This window comes from Micromonospora sp. NBRC 101691 (genome assembly GCF_030269285.1).
GTDB lineage: Bacteria > Actinomycetota > Actinomycetes > Mycobacteriales > Micromonosporaceae > Micromonospora > Micromonospora echinospora.
On sequence record NZ_BSTB01000036.1, the window covers coordinates 1 to 16012 of the forward strand.

Below are 16012 nucleotides of genomic sequence, written 5' to 3' on the forward strand. Positions count from 1 at the left end.
ACCCTCCGACCGCCGCAGCCGCCGGATCTCCGCCCAGTCCTCCACGCTCAGCACCTCCCGATGCTTCAGGAGGTGGTCCCGATTCAGCCGGAACCACGTGGTCAGTTTTCAGGCGGAACCGACAGCTGAGTGGCTTAGCACCGGACTCTTAATCCGGGGAGCAGGGTTCGATCCCCTGGCGGCGCACTCCATGTCGTACCTACCTGGCAAAATTCTTGGCGATGAAGACATGTGGGCGGTGTAAGAAGCAACTCCCGATCGAAGAGTTCAGTCTCAACAGGGCAATGCCCGATGGCCGGCAGGGGTACTGCAAGCCCTGCCGGCGCGCGGTCAACGCCGACTACTACCAGCGGACGAAGGATCGACACAACCCTAAGCGGGCCGAGTGGACCGCCCGTCGGCGTAAGCGCATCCAGCAGTGGATTCTGGAATACCTGCTGGCGAATCCCTGCGTCGACTGCGGCGAAACTGACCCACTAGTTCTACAGTTCGACCACCAGCGCGACAAACTGTTCGACATCTCGGGCTTCGGCATGAAGTACGTTTCGTGGAGCAAGCTCATGCAGGAAGTCGAGAAGTGCGATGTCGTATGCGCCAACGACCACCAGCGAAGGACGGCCGCGGCCTTCGGGTGGTGGAAGGTTGCCGCTCTTGCTCGCCTTAACGGTATTACGCCCGGCGGGGCGGCCGAGGCCGAGTCAAGCCCCGCTAACTCAGCGGATGGAGCAGCACTTTCCTAAATCGTGTGTCGCTGGTTCGATTCCAGCGCGAGGCACGCCATCACGCGCCGCTAGCTCAGTGGCAGAGCTGCCGACTTTTAATCGGAACGTCCGGGGTTCGATTCCCTGGCGGCGCACTTGCGGGGTAGAGGAGTTAGGTCGTCCTCGCCGGCCTCATAAGCCGGAGATCGCGGGTTCGAATCCTGCCCCCGCCACCAGGTCCGGATAGCTCAGTCGGTGGAGCGCTGCCATGACGCGGCAGAGGTCAGCGGTTCGATTCCGCTTCCGGGCACCGTGGAGCCGTAGACGAAGTGGCAAAGTCGCCGGACTTTCAATCCGGACGTGTGCGGGTTCGAATCCCGTCGGCTCTACTCATTCCGGTGTCGCCCAACTGGCAGGGCAGCGGATTGTTAATCCGTACAGTGCAGGTTCGAGTCCTGCCACCGGAGCGTTCCCTCGGGGCACGGCCCCGTTTCCGCCCGTGTAGCTCAGTGGTAGAGCACCGGGTTGTGGTCCCGGGTTGTCGCGGGTTCGAGTCCCGCCAGTCACCCCATGGAAGTGCGCCACCGATGGTTAGGTGGCCCGGCTGTAACCCGGGGGCGTTGACGCTCAGGGAGTTCGAATCTCTCCACTTCCACCAAGCCCCCGTAGCGCAGCGGAAAGCGCGCCGGATTCCGGATCCGGAGGCCGCAGGTTCGAACTCTGCCGGGGGTGCGTGTCGCCATGGTCGTGTGCCCGAGTGGTCAGGGAGCGGTCTGCAAAACCGCATACCGGGGTTCGATTCCCCGCACGGCCTCGATGCCATCCACTGTGGAGTTTATGTCCAGGTAGACGTGGGGCACCACCGGCGACGCCGTGTTCACCACCAGCCCGCCCGACGCCATGGAGTTCGTCTACGTCTTCGACGAGCGAAACCCTGGCGACAGGGCGTCGCCAGATAGTTACGATCATCTAATCAATCGCTCCACCTCGGAGGTTTTCCATCTTGTTAGATCCACACGGGGGTCTGACCGGTCCCGCTGCCGGCCTACGCCGGGCAGCTCGCCGAGCCGTCGTCACGGGCCTCGCCGCCCTCCTCGCCGTCCCGGCCGCCCTGGTCGGTGGCGCTCAGCCCGCCAGCGCGGGCTTCTACACCTACCTCGACGCGACCAGCGCCACCGTCGTCAACTCCGGCCAACCCACCACCGCCCTCCCGTTCACCGGCAGTGCACTGGTCGGCAGTGGGGAGGACGGGGACGGCGGCGAACCGTCCCGGGTCTACTTCACCTTCGACCTGACGCCGTACCACGGCAAGCAGGTCATCTCGGCGGGGGCCATCACCGGGGAGGCATCCGTCAACGACTGTGACAAGCCCCGTGCGCTGGAACTCTGGCGCACCGACACCCCGGTCACCGCGCCGACCTGGCGGGACGCCCCGACCGTACGGGAGAAGGTCGCGGACCTCGCGCCGGGCGCTCCCTGCGGCGCGAGCACCTTCGAGACGGTGATCACCCCGGCGCTCCAGCAGGCGGTCACGGCCGGCTGGGACTCGGTCACCTACCTGGTCCGGGTCGCCGGCGATCTGGAGCAGGACGCGCAGTACGGCCGCCACATCAAGCCGCTCGGTCTCTCGTTGCACGTCAACGGCGCGCCGAACACGCCCGGCGCGTTGAGCGTCCTCGGCCGCCCCTGCACGACGGACATGTTCGTCCCGGAAGCGGCCCCGTACCTCACCGCCGTGCTGACCGACCCGGACCACGCCCCGATCCACACCGAGCAACTGACCGCGACGTTCGCCTGGTGGCCGGCCGACCGGCCGGCGGAACGAACCGAGTCGACGACCGGGAAGAAGACCTCGGGCTCGGTCTTCCGCCACGACGTGCCGGCGGGGCTGCTGACCGACGCCGGGACCTACGTCTTCGTGGTCCGGGCGACCGACCCGAACGGTGCCGTCTCGGCCTGGTCGCCGGAGTGCCGGTTCACGGTCGACACCACCTCGCCGGCATCGCCGGCGGTCAGCTCGGCCGACTACCCGGACGAGAACGACTCGTACGGCGGACCGGGCATCCCGGGCGAGTTCACGTTCGGCGCCAACGGCAGCACCGACACGGTGCGCTATCGCTACTCGTTGCCAGGCGGGGCGTTCACCGAGGTGGCCGCCGACGGACCAGGTGGTTCGGCCACCGTGTCCATCGCGCCGCTACGTGACGGGTCGCAGTATCTTTCCGTCCGGGCCCTGGACCGGGCGGGCAACATCTCGGCGGTCACGAACCACTACTTCCGGGTACGGACCACCAGCCCGACGATCGTCGACGGCAACCCGACCGCAGGTTTCGGCGAGGCCCGCACGTTGACCTTCCAGCCGCGGATGGAGAACGTCGTGGAGTACACCTACCGGCTCAACGACGGGCCGGAACAGACGGTGGCCAGCGCGGCCGACGGCACGGCCACGGTCACCATCGTCCCCGCCAAGGCAGGCTGGAACGACGTCTACGTGCGCAGCCGCACCGCCGACAACCTCCCGTCCGGCGAGGCCAACCATCGCTTCCACCTGGCGACCAAGCCGACCGTCAGCTCCGTCGAGTACCCGATCAACACGCCGCTGACGGGGGCACCTGCCGGAACGCCGGGCACCTTCGTCTTCCAGCCGGGCATGCCCGGTGTGACGGAGTACGTCTACTCGATCGCCTTCGGCCCCACGCAGACGGTCGCGGCCGGACCCGACGGCTCGGCTTCGATGAGTTACACGCCATCGACGTCCAAGATCTACCGGATCACCGTCTACAGCCGTACCGCTGACGGAGCCGTCTCGGAGACCTTCACCGGAACGTTCTACGCCAGTAAGCCGAGCTGACGCGCGACACGCACGACGGGGCGCGTCCGGCGATGGCCGGACGCCCCGTCGGCGTAACGGTGGGCCGGTGGGTCAGCGTCGGCCGACGGTGAGGACCGGCTTGGTGACCTCGGCGAAGAAGTCGTTGCCCTTGTCGTCGACCACGATGAAGGCCGGGAAGTCCTCCACCTCGATCTTCCAGACCGCCTCCATGCCCAACTCCTGGTACTCCAGGACCTCGACGTGCTTGATGCAGTCCTGGGCGAGCCGGGCGGCGGGGCCGCCGATGGAGCCGAGGTAGAAGCCGCCGTGCTGGTGGCAGGAGCGGGTGACCTGGGCGGAACGGTTGCCCTTGGCGAGCATCACCATCGAGCCGCCGGCGGCCTGGAACTTCTCGACGTAGGCGTCCATCCGGCCGGCGGTGGTCGGGCCGAACGAGCCGGAAGCGTACCCCTCGGGGGTCTTGGCCGGGCCGGCGTAGTAGACGGCGTGGTCGCGCAGGTACTGCGGCATCGGCTCGCCCGCGTCCAGCCGCTCGGCGATCTTGGCGTGGGCGATGTCCCGGGCGACGACCAGGGGGCCGGTCAGCGAGAGCCGGGTCTTCACCGGGTACTTCGACAGCTCGGCGCGGATCTCGTCCATCGGCCGGTTCAGGTCGACCCGGACGACCTCCTCGGTCTCCAGCGTCTCGTCGGTGACGTCGGGCAGGTAGCGGGCCGGGTCGGTTTCGAGGCGCTCCAGCCACACGCCCGACGGGGTGATCTTGGCGACCGCCTGCCGGTCGGCCGAGCAGGAGACCGCGATCGCCACCGGGCAGGACGCGCCGTGCCGGGGCAGCCGGACCACGCGTACGTCGTGGCAGAAGTAGCGCCCGCCGAACTGCGCGCCGATGCCGAAGTTGCGGGTCAGCTCCAGCACCTCGGCCTCCAACTCCAGGTCCCGGAAGCCGTGCGCGGTCATCGAGCCCTCGGTGGGCAGCGCGTCGAGGTACTTGGCGGAGGCGTACTTGGCGGTCTTCAGCGCGTACTCGGCGGAGGTGCCGCCGATCACGATGGCCAGGTGGTACGGCGGACAGGCCGCGGTGCCGATCAGCCGCAGCTTCTCCTCCAGGAACTGCATCATCCGCGTCGGGTTCAGCAGCGCCTTGGTCTCCTGGTAGAGGTACGACTTGTTGGCCGAGCCGCCGCCCTTGGCCATGAAGAGGAACTTGTACGCGTCCGGGTGCCCGTCCGGGTCCTCGGCGTAGATCTCCACCTGGGCCGGCAGGTTGCTGCCGGTGTTCCGCTCCTCCCACATGGTGAGCGGGGCGAGCTGCGAGTAGCGCAGGTTGAGCCGCGTGTACGCCTGGAAGACGCCCCGGGAGATGGCCTCCGCGTCGGTGCCGTCGGTGAGCACGTGCCGGCCCCGCTTGCCCATCACGATGGCGGTGCCGGTGTCCTGGCACATCGGGAGCACCCCGCCGGCCGCGATGTTCGCGTTGCGCAGCAGGTCCAGCGCGACGAAGCGGTCGTTCGGGGAGGCCGCCGGATCGTCGATGATCGACCGGAGCTGGGCCAGGTGGGCCGGGCGCAGGAAGTGTGCGATGTCGTGCATCGCCTCGGCGGTCAGGGCGGTGAGCGCGGCCGGGTCCACGGTGAGGAACCGACGGCCACCCGGACCGTTGACGACGTCGACGCCCTCGTCGGTGACCAGCCGGTACTCGGTCTGGTCGGCACCGACCGGGAGCAAGGGGGCGTAGGTGAACGCGGCGGCACTGCTCATGAGCGGAAAGCCTAGGGCAGTCGGGCCGCGTCGTCGTACCCGCCGGGTGAGTCGTGCGACACCGCTCTCATCCGTGCCGCCTTTCGCCACCCGTCCCGGTGGTCACCCCCGCTCATCCGTCCTTGCCGCCGTCCGGCTCCGGGCAGCTCTCGCCCTTCGGACCGCAGCTCGCGGCCGGGTTCGGGCCGCGTCCCGGGCCGTCGCCGGAGTTCCCGTCGGAACCGTCGCCGGAGTTCCGGCCGGAACCGTCGTCGCCGGCCGCCGGCGCGCCGCCGGGGGCTCCGGCGAACCGGACGTACCCGATCTCCCGCCCCTCGCCGATCACCATGCCACCGGGTCCGACCGCCAGCACGTTCGCCGAGGTACGCAGGTTCGCCAGTTCCCGGCCGGTCCGGGGGTCGAGCGCGACCGCCCGGGAGGGACCGTCCTCGCTGAGCACCGCCGCGTACGGGGTGAGCGCCCCGGTCGTCTTCTCCGCCGACCGCCGGGTCCAGCGCGGACGGTCGACGCCGAGTTCCCGTCCGACGATCGAGCGTTTGTCCGCGGAGCGGGCCAGCAGGTGGCGGTCGTCGACGGCGACGAGCTTCTCCCCGGCCGCGCCGACCCAGAGCAGTCGTCCGTCGTAGGCGTCGACGACCGTTTCCCGGGCGTCCGGAGCCACCCCGACCACCACGTTCCGCGCGCCCTGCGGGTCCTCCCGCTGCACGCAGCCGGCGTTGTCGGCGGTGCGCAGGTTGATCCCGGCCCGCCGCCACACCTCCCGCCCGGTGTTCGCGTCCCGGCCGGAGATGGTGAAGTAGCAGGTGCCGTCCTCCGACTTCGCCTCGATCCGCAGCAGCCGCCCACCGACGGCGACCAGCCGTTCCTCCCGGCCGGGCTCGATGTCACGCACCACCCGGCCGGTCGCGGTGTCCAGCACGTGCACCCGGCCGTCGACCGGGAAGCCGAGCAGGGCGGGCACCGCCTCCGGGCCGGCCACGCCGGGGTCGATCCGGAGGCCGGTCAGTCGCCGGGTACCGAGCAGTTCCGGGTTGTCGGCGAAGAAGCCGCTCTCCACGCCGGGCAGGAAGGCCGTCCAGAGCGGACGGCTGCCCCGCACCTCCCAGGCGCTGACCGTGCAGTCGGTGGCCTGCGCGCAGCGGGCGTCCAGCACCATGTTCCGGTACGTCCAGACGGCCACCGCCTCGTTGTCGCGGCGGCGCACCGCGCCGGTTGCCGGGTCGAGCAGTTCGTACCCCTTGACCAGCAGCTTGCCGACCGCGACGACCGCGTCGCGACCGCTCCCGGCGACCGCCGCCCAGTCCGCCTTGCGCTCCCACAGGGGTGCGCCGGTGGCGAGGCTGAGCCCCTCCACCCGGGTCCGCTGTTCCACCACGACGGTGTCCCCGGCGACGGTGACGCTCTTCGGGGTGCCGCCGATGCGGCGCTGCCAGGTCACGTCGGGCTCGGAGATGGGTCGGCTGCGGTTGACCGCGTCCCACACCCCCGGCCAGGGATTCCACACCCCGGTCAGGGTCAGCACGACGACCGCGATCAACGCGAGGATCACGTAGCAAATGACGCACCGGCCGCCCTGCTGAGCCACAACGGACACCGTAGCCAGGTCGACGCGGCCCCGGTGCCCTCCGTACGGCCGTGTCGGTGAACTAATCCGGACGGACGGGCGACGGTTCCGGGGTGAGGACCCGCCACAGCGCCCCGGTGGCGGCGAGCGAGGCGACCCCGGCGAGGGCCATCGCCACCGCCGGTCCGGTCACCTCGGTCAGCGCGCCGCCGCCGGCCGCGGCGAGTCCCTGGGCGGTCATCAGGCCGGTGCTGGTCAGCCCGAACGCCTGGCCGCGCCGGGACTCGGGCACCGCGTCGAGGAACCGGCGGGCCAGTCCGAGCTGGTAGGCGAAGCCGGCGGCGGCCACCGCGAAGAGCAGCGCGGCGACGACCAGGCCGGGCCGGAACAGGAACCCCAGCACCGGTACGCCGAGCAGCAGCGCGAGCCACGGGCTGAGCCGCTCGCGGGCGGCCGGCGGCACGAACCGCCCGACCACCAGGTCCCCGACGAGCATCCCGAACGCCCCGGCCATCAGCAGCACGCCCGCGCTCGCCCCGGGGCCGAGCCCGGCGGCGTACGGCACGGCGACCGCCTCGGCCCCGACCAGCATCGAGCCGGGCAGCCACTGGGCCAGCAGCAGTCCCCGGATCCGCCGGTCGGCGAGGAGTTCCCGGTTCCCCCGCCAGGTCTCCCGCACCGCGCCCGTCCGGGCCGGGCCGGTCCCGTCGGTCCGGGCCGGGTCGCGCCGGTTCCGCCCGGGGCGGGCCCGCAGCCCGACCCGGACGAGCAGGGCCGACAGGGCGCAGGTGGCGGCGGTCAGCCAGAGCGCCCCGTACGGCCCGACCATGCCGAGCAGGAGGCCCCCGACGGCGAACCCGACGACCTGGGTGCCGCCGGACGCCACGGTGAGCAGGGAGCGTCCCAGCACGTACGCGTCGCCGTGCAGGATCTCCGGCAGCAGCGCGGTCCGGGCGGCGCTGCTGACCGGGCCGAACAGGCCGACGACGAAGACCAGCCCGAGCATGCCGGCCGGGGGGAGCACCCCGACGGCGAGCACCGCCACGAGGGCCAGCCGGACCAGCTCGTAGCCGACGATCACGGCACGGGGCGGCCACCGGTCGGCGAGGGCGAGCAGGAACACCCCGCCGAACGCGTGCGGCAGGAACCCGGTGACGTACGCGAGCGCGGCGACCAGGCCGGATCCGGTGCGCTCGTACACCAGCACGGAGAGGGCGAGCATCTTGACCGTCTCGCCGATCAGGAACACGCCGTAGCTGGCGAAGATCACCCGGAACTCGGCGACGGCGAAGACGTCCCGGAAGGTGGCCGGCCGGTCCGGCGCGACAGGTGGTGCGGTGGTGGTGCGGGCTGAGGTCACGGGACGCCATCCTGTCCGGACCCCGTCGGACGCTCTATCCTTTCGGCTGAGGACGAAAGGTGGCCCGGTACGTGCGGATCCAGGTGACCCCGGCCGACATCGCGGCCAGCCGGTACGCCATCTCGCCGTTGGGCGAGGCGATGTCGGCGCTCCGGTTGTGCGCCGGTCAGCACAGCGTGCCGGGGCTCGCGCCGTGGACGGCCCGGGTCCGCCCGGCGTACCAGCGGCTGCGGCGGGAGGTGCCGGCGGTGGGGGCGCTGCTGGCCCTGTTGCGCCGGGGCGGCTACAACGCCGACTTCATCCAGCCGCCGCCGGCCGGCACCGGGCGGAGCTTCGCCGACGAGATCGCGGCGGTCCGGGCCACCCCGCTGGGTCAGGCCCGCGAGGAACTGGCCCGCAATCTCGTCGGGCACCGCACCCCGCCGGCGTACGCGCTGCGGATCTTCCGCTCACCGGACGTGGTGGACCGGCTCGCGGACGCGGTCGAGGCGGTCTGGGCGACGCTGGTCGAGCCGGAGTGGCCCCGGCTGCGGACCATCCTGGAGCGGGACGTCGTCCAGCGCGCCGGGCGGCTGGTCACCTACGGCTGGGGTGCCGCCGTGGCCGGTCTCGACCCCCGCCTGAGCTGGGATCCGGGTGGCCCGTTCGGCGCCATCGTGGTGGCCGACCGACAGCCGGACGTCTACTCGCTCGGCGGCAAGGGGCTGCTCTTCGTGCCGACCGTCTTCGGCATGATGATCAACTATGTCGAGCCGCCGTGGCCGTTCGCGCTGGTCTACCGCGCCTCCGGCGTGGTGGACCTGCTCGGCCCGCCCGACCCGGACCGGCCGCCGGACGCTCTGGACCGGCTGCTCGGCCGCACCCGGGCGGCGGTGCTACGGGCCCTGGCCGCACCCGCCACCACCAGCCAGCTCGTCCGGCAGCTCGACCTGACCCTGGGTGGGGTCGGCGGGCATCTGGCGGTGCTGCGTGACGCCGGTCTGGTCACCCGCACCCGCACCGGGCGGGCGGTCCGGTACGCCCGCACCACGCTCGGCGACGCCCTCGTCGGTGAGGACGCCGGTTGACCGCACCCCGCGCACCCGGAACCGACCTCGATCAGGGCACTGTCACAGGTACGCCGTCCGCCGGGCGTACCCCGTCGACAGCCCGGACGGGCGCACGTCGGTGCGCCCGTCCGAAATCGGGGTGATCAGAAGCAGGAGCTGGCGGACCAGAGTTTCACCGGGTCGTGGGCGACGTGGGCGTGGTCACCGTGCCCCGGGTAACCAGGGCCAAGGATCTCGCGGAAACCGTGGTAGCGGGCCTGCTTCACCAGGGTGCAGAGCGACGGCGATCCGGTCAGGTCAGCCGAGTCTCCGTACAGGTGCCGGCTGGTCGACGCGCCGCCCACCGCGTTGTTACAGGCGTGGCTACGGAAACCGCTGCTGATCTGGATCGGCCGGTCGTCCAGCGCCCTGCGCAGCGCCTGGAGCTTCCACATCACGACCAGAGCGTTCGCCTTCGCCTGTGTGGCCGAGACGGCTCCCCCGGACCAGCTCGAGTTGCACCTGTTCAGCTCTCCGTAGCTGAAGTTGACGGGGGTGCAGTCGGAATCCTGCAAAGCGTAGATCTTGCGGTACGTCTGCTCTCCGGCCACGCCGTCCGCGGCCAGACCGTACGCCTTCTGGAACCGGATCAGCGCCGCCTCGGTGGCCGGACCGAACTTGCCATCAAGGCCGAGGGTGGCGTTGTAGCCCGGGTAACCGGCGATCCGGATCTGCAGTTGCCGGACGTCCCCGCCGCTGGCGCCCTCCTTCAGCGTCCGGCTCCAGGTGTAGCACCCATCGGCCTGGGCCGGAGCGGTCGCGACGACCACAGTGCCGACCGAGATGCCGAGCGTCATCGCGGCGGCGACAAGTAGTCTCAGGACAATTTTGGGCACTGGCCCTCCCCATGTCGTTACATGATCGCTGACCGGTCGACCATACATTTAGATACGTAAGACTCTGGGGTCACGGAACAGTAAAGCGTGGAGGGAATCTCCGTCCTTCAGGGCGGAGAGGATGTCAATCGCGCTCCGGATCCGGCCACCCGACCCGTCGGACGGGCCGGTCTCCGGTCGCAGCCGAACTGACCAGGGGCAGCACCCGGTACCGGATCTGCTCGGCCAACGCGATGATTGTGGACGCTCGGGTGATCCCGGACGAGGAGACGATCTGGTCGATGACCCGCTGGAGGTCGGCGTTCGACCGGGCCACGATCCGGCAGAGCACGTCGCTGGAGCCGGTGATGGTGTGCGCCTCCAGCACCTCCGGAATTCCGGCCAGGTGGGCGGTGACCGGATCATGCCCCTGCCGCTGACTGATCTCCAGCGTGACGAACGAGGTCACACCGAATCCGATGGCCGCTGGCGAGATGTCCGGCCCGAAGCCGGTTACCACGCCCCGCTCGACCAACTTGTCCAACCGGGCCTGCACGGTCCCGCGGGCCACCCCCAACCGACGGGAACACTCCAGCACCCCGATCCGCGGCTCGGCGGCGAGTAGAGCGATGAGGCGCGCATCGAGCCCATCAAGCTGTACACCTTGACCAGTGGTCACGGGTGGAAACCCTACCAAATGTGCAAGCTGACCAGCCCTGATGCTGACAGTTGCCCACCCCGTCGACGCCCGCCATCCTCGCCAGAACAGGCCCGGACGGAGGGAGTCCACGATGACCCAGGCGATCGACCGACCCACGGCGACCGAAGAGGTCGACGTCGACGCGCTCGTCGGCGCCGTCGACCACGACATCAGCCACGACCCGTTCCCGGTGCGCGGACTCGACCACGTCGGCTTCCTGGTCGGCAACGCCAAGCAGGCCGCCCACTACTACTCCACCGCGTTCGGCATGACCTGCGTGGCGTACCGGGGGCCGGAGCAGGGCTACCGGGACTACGCCGAGTACGTGCTCACCAGCGGCTCGGCCCGGTTCGTCCTGCGGGGCGCGGTCCGCCCCGACGCCCCGGACGCCGCCCTGGTCGCCAAGCACAGCGACGGCGTCGCCGACATCGCCCTGGAGGTCCCGGACGTCGACGCGGCGTACGCGCACGCCACCGCCCAGGGCGCGACCGGCCTGCTGGAGCCGCACGAGGTCACCGACGAGCACGGCACCGTCCGGGTCGCCGCGATCGCCACCTACGGCGACACCCGGCACACCCTGGTCGACCGCTCCCGCTACACCGGTCCGTTCCTGCCCGGCTTCGTCGCCCGGGGGCCGATCGTGGACCGGCAGCCCATGATCGACGCCGGGGTGCAGCCGAAGCGCTTCTTCCAGGCGGTCGACCACGTGGTCGGCAACGTCGAGCTGGGCCGGATGGACGAGTGGGTGGAGTTCTACCGGCGGGTGATGGGCTTCACCAACATGGCGGAGTTCATCGGCGACGACATCGCCACCGACTACTCGGCGCTGATGAGCAAGGTGGTCGCCAACGGCACCCGGAAGGTCAAGTTCCCGCTCAACGAGCCGGCCGTCGCCCGGAAGAAGTCGCAGATCGACGAGTACCTGGAGTTCTACCAGGGGCCGGGCGCCCAGCACATCGCGGTGGCCACCAACGACATCCTGGCCAGCGTCGACGCGATGCGGGCCGCCGGCGTCGAGTTCCTGGACACCCCGGACTCGTACTACGACGACCCGGAGCTGCGGGCCCGGATCGGCAACGTGCGGGTGCCGATCGCGGAGCTGAAGGCCCGCAAGATCCTCGTCGACCGGGACGAGGACGGCTACCTGCTCCAGATCTTCACCAAGCCGGTGCAGGACCGGCCGACGGTCTTCTTCGAGCTGATCGAGCGGCACGGCTCGCTCGGCTTCGGCAAGGGCAACTTCAAGGCCCTCTTCGAGGCGATCGAGCGCGAGCAGGAGCTGCGCGGCAACCTCTGAGTCATCAACCGGGCCGGTCGCCGTCCACCGGGTGGACGGTGACCGGCCGAACCCGCGCCACAGGTGGCTGGCCGCTGGCGAAGGCGTCGTTAAGGTAGCTGCGTGAGTGTGCAACCCGGCTGGTACGTCGACCCTGCCGACCCCGAGACCCAGCGCTACTGGGATGGCGAGGGGTGGATCGGCGCGCCGATATCCGCCGACGCCACCCCACCCGAGGGACCACCGCCGGCCGAACCGGCACCCGTCCCGACCCCGACCGAACCGGCCCCGGCCACCCCGGCGGCCGGTCCGGGCCCGGTCCCGCCGACCTCCGCGCCGCCCCCGGCCGGTCCGGTCACCGGCCCCCCGTGGCCCGGCCCCACCGGCCAACCGACGCCCACGCCCCCGGCTCCCGGGCCGCAGCCGACGGGGCCGTGGCCACCGTCCGGATACGCTCCCCCGCCCGGCCACCACCCCCCGCCGCCGTACGTCTTTCCGCCCGGTCACGTCCCGCCGCCCGGCTGGCCGCACCCCGGATACCCGGTACGACCGCCCGAGCCGCGCCCGCACGGCCTGGCCCTGGCCGGGTACGGTCCCCGTTTCCTCGCCCGCCTGATCGACTTCGGCATCGTGTTCCTGTTGAACGCGGTGGTGAACGGCTGGTTCGTCTGGCGGTTCATGCAGGAGATGTCGCCGGTCTGGCGGGAGTTCTGGGCCCGGGTGTCGAGCGGCTCCACGTCCACCGAACCGCTGCCCCAGCCGGGCGACCAGGCCGGCGGACTCCAGGTGGCGATCCTGCTGCTCGCGACCGCGCTCTGGTTCGCCTACGAGGTCCCGTCGATGGCCAGTGGGGGGCAGACCTTCGGCAAGCGGGTGATGGGCATCCGCGCGGTGCCGGTCGTCGGTGACCAGCCGCTCGGCTTCGGCCGGTCCTTCCGGCGCTGGAACACCCTCGGCCTGCCCACCCTGCTCTGGTACTGCTGCGGCCTCGGTCTGCTGCTCCAACTCCTCGACGCCCTGTCCCCCCTCTTCGACCATCCGCTGCGCCAGGCGCTGCACGACAAGCGCGCGCAGACCGTGGTCGTCCAGGTGCCTCGACCCACCCCCACCCGTGCCGAAGCGCACGACCGCCCAGAGGGAGATGCCGAATGACCGACACCGGCCGCCGCGAGCCCCCGATCCGGCTCACCCGCGCCGACCTCGACGCGCTGCCCAACTACGTACCCGGCCGCAGCCCCGCCGACCTGGCCCGGGAGCTGGGCATCCCGGAGGCCATCAAGCTGGCGAGCAACGAGGTGCCCTACGGCCCGCTGCCCGGTGTGGTGGAGGCGATCGCCGAGGCCGCCGCCGGGTCGCACCGCTACCCGGACATGGGCGTGGTGGCGCTGCACTCCGCCCTCGCCGAGCGGTACGGCGTGACGCCGGAGCAGATCGTCACCGGTTGCGGTTCCGTGGCGCTCGCCGAGCACCTGGTGCGGGCCACGTGCCTCCCCGGCGACGAGGTGGTCTACTCGTGGCGCTCCTTCGAGGCGTACCCGATCGTGGTGGCGACCAGCGGGGCGACCAGCGTGCCGGTGCCCAACCTGCCGGACCACGGGCACGACCTGGCCGCGATGGCGGCGGCGGTGACCGACCGGACCCGGATGGTGGTGGTCTGCAACCCGAACAATCCCACCGGCACCTTCCTGCGCCGGCCCGAGCTGGAGCGCTTCCTCGACGCCATGCCGGACGACGTGCTGGTGGTGATCGACGAGGCGTACCGGGAGTTCGTCACCGACCCGGACGTGCCGGACGGTCTCGGCTACGTCGACCGGCCCAACGTGGCGGTGCTGCGTACCCTCTCCAAGGCGTGGGGCCTGGCCGGGATGCGGGTGGGTTTCATGGTCGCCCAGCCGGCGGTGGCCGCCGCCGTGCGGAAGGTGGTCACCCCGTTCTCGATCAACGCGCCGGCCCAGGCCGCCGCGCTGGCCGCGCTGGCCCAGGCGGACGAGGTCGAGCGCCGGTGCGCGCTGGTCGTCGCCGAGCGGGACCGGGTCACCGAGGCGCTGCGCGCGTTCGTGCCGGACCTCCCGACCAGCCAGGGCAACTTCGTCTGGCTGCCACTGGGCGAGGGCGCGGTCGCGTTCGGCCGCGCCTGCGAGGCGCGCGGCGTGATCGTCCGTCCGTTCCCCGGCGACGGTGTCCGGATGACCATCGGTACCCCGGCGGAGAACGACGCCTTCCTGGCGGTGGCCCGGGCCGAGCTGGCCTGAGCACGGTGACGACGGGCGGCGGTCGCGCCGCCCGTCGTCTCAGCCGGCCCGCAGCCGCGGCGTCGTCCGGTTCCGGCGGCGGTGCACGAGCCCGAGGAAGCTGGCCAGCACCAACGCGGAGACGACCAGCCCACCGGCGAGCACCGAGGCGGTCCGGTCCCGGTCCTGGCTGGCGGGCGCGGAGACGGGCCGCCCGGAGAAGGTGACCGTGCCGGAGGCCGTGCGTTTGGTCCAGCCGCTGGCCAGCGCCAGCGTGGCCGACCAGGGGCCGTCCGGGAGGCGGGGGTCCAGCGGTATCCGCACGGTGGCCGTTCCGCCCAGCCCGAGGGTGACGGTCTCCGTCTTGACCGGGCCGGCCGAGAGACCGCCGGGGCCCTCGGCGAGGGAGAGTTCCCCCGCCAGGTCGAGGGCCCGCTGCCCGGTGTTGCGCACCTCGGTGGTCACGGTCGGCCGCCCGTCGACGTCCCGCACGCCGACGAGCGGTCCCACCTCGAAGGACGAGGGTGGCTCCCCGCCGGGCCCCACCGAGAGGTAGATCCGGATGCCGGCCCGCCCGACGTTGCGTACCGTCTGCTTGCCGGTGCCGGCGACCTCGGCCCAGACGACGCCGTACCGTTCCCCGGCGGACGCCTCACGGGGCACGGCGATGGTGACCCAGAGGGTCTTCTCCTCGTCCGGGTCCAGGGAAACCTCGCCGCGCTCGACGGAGATCCAACTGGTCAGCTCGTTCGGCGTCCGGCCCGGGGCGAAGACGAACCCGTCCGGCCCCACCTCGGCGGCAGCCGGATAGACCGAGACCGGTCGGCGCGCCTCGGCCTTGTTCTCCACCACGACGCGACGCTTGATCGTCGTCCCGGGCTTCACGTGGTCGACGATGTACCGGTGGGCCCGGCTGTCCTCACGGCGGTTGACCGGGGCGTCCAGCAGGCGGATGCCGGCCCCCGTCTCGGTCCCGTCCGGCGAGGGCTGGGGGCTGGGGCTCCGGGTGGGGGTGGACCGGTCCGCCGCCGCCGGCGTACCGGCGACGGCGACCAGCGTCAGCACCAGGGCGACCACGCGGGCCGGGTCACGCCACCGAATGGGTCACCGTCGCGGTGTAGGTACCGGCCACGGCGGTCGCCGGCACGTTGACCCGGATGGTCGGGTTCCAGGTGGCCGTGTTGTTGCCGCTGCCCGACGTCTTGGAGAAGGCGGTCCGGGGGACGCTGAGCGTGACCGCGTCGGCCGGGGTGGGCTGACCCGGCAGGAAGTTCCCGGTGCCGGTGCTGCTGACCAGCGGTCCCGACCAGTACTCGATCAGGGCCGGTGGGATGGTCTCGGCGGCCGAGCCGGAGCCGGTGGTGAACTCGGTGCTGCTCACCGTCGCGACCCAGGTCGCGTTCAGGGCGGCCCGTGCGTCGACGACCTGGACCGGGCCGATCGTTCCCTGGATGGGGGTGTCGGCGAAGGTCGAGCCGAGGTTCACCGAGGTGGGCGCGAAGATCTCCAGGTTGGCGGTGCCCACGGTGAAGGTGACGATGGTGGTGTCGGTGGGTGCGGCAGCGGCCGGCGCGGCGCCGGCGGTGACGACGCCGGCCAGCACGGTCAGGGCAAGAAGTGGCTTCCTCATGCCGTCAAGTACATCATGAAGAAAGCCCCATCAAGGCACTAAACAGAGCAAAACGG

13 protein-coding genes and 10 tRNA genes are annotated in these 16012 nt (G+C 71.3%); 16 read left to right on the forward strand and 7 right to left on the reverse strand.

The features are described 5' to 3' along the window. Positions 1 to 123: 123 nt before the first annotated feature. From QSK20_RS31230 to QSK20_RS31285, 12 genes are all read left to right on the forward strand, one after another. Positions 124 to 183 (forward strand) — tRNA-Lys (locus QSK20_RS31230). 38 nt (positions 184 to 221) lie between these two features. Further along, positions 222 to 740, forward strand: coding sequence for a hypothetical protein (locus tag QSK20_RS31235; protein ID WP_285792214.1), 519 nt, complete (start codon positions 222 to 224; stop codon positions 738 to 740). 44 nt (positions 741 to 784) lie between these two features. Next, positions 785 to 856, forward strand: a tRNA-Lys gene (locus QSK20_RS31240). A 2-nt stretch (positions 857 to 858) separates the two neighbouring features. Next, a tRNA-Met gene (locus tag QSK20_RS31245) sits at positions 859 to 937 on the forward strand. A gap of 1 nt (position 938) precedes the next feature. Further along, a tRNA-Val gene (locus QSK20_RS31250) sits at positions 939 to 1011 on the forward strand. Between the two features lie 4 nt (positions 1012 to 1015). Beyond that, a tRNA-Glu gene (locus tag QSK20_RS31255) sits at positions 1016 to 1090 on the forward strand. Positions 1091 to 1095: 5 nt separating this feature from the next. Beyond that, positions 1096 to 1168: transfer RNA gene (locus QSK20_RS31260), tRNA-Asn, on the forward strand. Positions 1169 to 1200: 32 nt separating this feature from the next. Next, positions 1201 to 1272, forward strand: a tRNA-His gene (locus QSK20_RS31265). Between the two features lies 1 nt (position 1273). Beyond that, positions 1274 to 1359 (forward strand) — tRNA-Tyr (locus QSK20_RS31270). A gap of 1 nt (position 1360) precedes the next feature. Then, positions 1361 to 1433: transfer RNA gene (locus tag QSK20_RS31275), tRNA-Arg, on the forward strand. Between the two features lie 11 nt (positions 1434 to 1444). Next, positions 1445 to 1515 (forward strand) — tRNA-Cys (locus QSK20_RS31280). A gap of 189 nt (positions 1516 to 1704) precedes the next feature. Beyond that, positions 1705 to 3552, forward strand: a complete 1848-nt coding sequence (locus QSK20_RS31285; protein WP_285792215.1) for a hypothetical protein — start codon at positions 1705 to 1707, stop codon at positions 3550 to 3552. 72 nt (positions 3553 to 3624) lie between these two features. Here QSK20_RS31285 and QSK20_RS31290 read toward each other — a convergent pair whose 3' ends face one another. The 3 genes from QSK20_RS31290 to QSK20_RS31300 form a co-directional block, all read right to left on the reverse strand. After that, positions 3625 to 5292 carry a fumarate hydratase gene (locus QSK20_RS31290; RefSeq protein WP_285792216.1) on the reverse strand — a complete coding sequence of 556 codons (1668 nt, stop codon included), beginning with the start codon at positions 5290 to 5292 and terminating at the stop codon, positions 3625 to 3627. Between the two features lie 112 nt (positions 5293 to 5404). Beyond that, entirely contained in the window at positions 5405 to 6841 is a 1437-nt protein-coding gene (locus QSK20_RS31295; protein ID WP_285792217.1) for an outer membrane protein assembly factor BamB family protein, read from the reverse strand. Positions 6842 to 6938: 97 nt separating this feature from the next. Continuing rightward, positions 6939 to 8216, reverse strand: a complete 1278-nt coding sequence (locus QSK20_RS31300) for an MFS transporter (protein WP_285792218.1) — start codon at positions 8214 to 8216, stop codon at positions 6939 to 6941. A gap of 71 nt (positions 8217 to 8287) precedes the next feature. Here QSK20_RS31300 and QSK20_RS31305 point away from each other — a divergent pair, with 71 nt between their 5' ends. Then, on the forward strand, positions 8288 to 9283 hold the full coding sequence (locus tag QSK20_RS31305; protein WP_285792240.1) for an ArsR/SmtB family transcription factor: 996 nt from the start codon (positions 8288 to 8290) through the stop codon (positions 9281 to 9283). Positions 9284 to 9408: 125 nt separating this feature from the next. Here QSK20_RS31305 and QSK20_RS31310 read toward each other — a convergent pair whose 3' ends face one another. Together QSK20_RS31310 and QSK20_RS31315 are read right to left on the reverse strand one after the other, a co-directional pair. Then, on the reverse strand, positions 9409 to 10140 hold the full coding sequence (locus tag QSK20_RS31310; RefSeq protein WP_285792219.1) for a D-Ala-D-Ala carboxypeptidase family metallohydrolase: 732 nt from the start codon (positions 10138 to 10140) through the stop codon (positions 9409 to 9411). Positions 10141 to 10264: 124 nt separating this feature from the next. Then, positions 10265 to 10798, reverse strand: coding sequence for an Lrp/AsnC family transcriptional regulator (locus QSK20_RS31315; RefSeq protein WP_285792220.1), 534 nt, complete (start codon positions 10796 to 10798; stop codon positions 10265 to 10267). A gap of 112 nt (positions 10799 to 10910) precedes the next feature. On the opposite strand from QSK20_RS31315, the gene hppD reads away from it, so the two are divergent. The 3 genes from hppD (at position 10911) to hisC (ending at position 14347) form a co-directional block, all read left to right on the forward strand. Further along, a complete protein-coding gene (gene hppD, locus QSK20_RS31320; protein ID WP_285792221.1) occupies positions 10911 to 12116 on the forward strand; it encodes a 4-hydroxyphenylpyruvate dioxygenase in 1206 nt (401 codons plus the stop codon). A gap of 102 nt (positions 12117 to 12218) precedes the next feature. Further along, positions 12219 to 13247, forward strand: a complete 1029-nt coding sequence (locus QSK20_RS31325; RefSeq protein ID WP_285792222.1) for an RDD family protein — start codon at positions 12219 to 12221, stop codon at positions 13245 to 13247. Beyond that, positions 13244 to 14347, forward strand: coding sequence for a histidinol-phosphate transaminase (gene hisC / locus QSK20_RS31330; RefSeq protein WP_285792223.1), 1104 nt, complete (start codon positions 13244 to 13246; stop codon positions 14345 to 14347). The genes QSK20_RS31325 and hisC overlap by 4 nt, the downstream gene beginning before the upstream one ends. 39 nt (positions 14348 to 14386) lie before the next feature. Here the strand turns inward: hisC and QSK20_RS31335 are convergent, their stop codons facing one another. Together QSK20_RS31335 and QSK20_RS31340 are read right to left on the reverse strand one after the other, a co-directional pair. Beyond that, the gene (locus tag QSK20_RS31335; protein WP_285792224.1) at positions 14387 to 15403 is read right to left on the reverse strand and encodes a hypothetical protein; all 1017 of its coding nucleotides are present in this window, start codon (positions 15401 to 15403) and stop codon (positions 14387 to 14389) included. A gap of 10 nt (positions 15404 to 15413) precedes the next feature. After that, a complete protein-coding gene (locus QSK20_RS31340) occupies positions 15414 to 15956 on the reverse strand; it encodes a hypothetical protein (RefSeq protein ID WP_285792225.1) in 543 nt (180 codons plus the stop codon). Positions 15957 to 16012 lie beyond the last annotated feature (56 nt).

Coding starts and splice junctions, on each gene's coding strand:
- QSK20_RS31340 (WP_285792225.1), bottom strand. CDS start 15,956: ATGAGGAAGCCACTTCTTGCCCTGACCGTGCTGGCCGGCGTCGTCACC.
- QSK20_RS31235 (WP_285792214.1), top strand. CDS start 222: ATGAAGACATGTGGGCGGTGTAAGAAGCAACTCCCGATCGAAGAGTTC.
- QSK20_RS31290 (WP_285792216.1), bottom strand. CDS start 5,292: ATGAGCAGTGCCGCCGCGTTCACCTACGCCCCCTTGCTCCCGGTCGGT.
- hisC (WP_285792223.1), top strand. CDS start 13,244: ATGACCGACACCGGCCGCCGCGAGCCCCCGATCCGGCTCACCCGCGCC.
- hppD (WP_285792221.1), top strand. CDS start 10,911: ATGACCCAGGCGATCGACCGACCCACGGCGACCGAAGAGGTCGACGTC.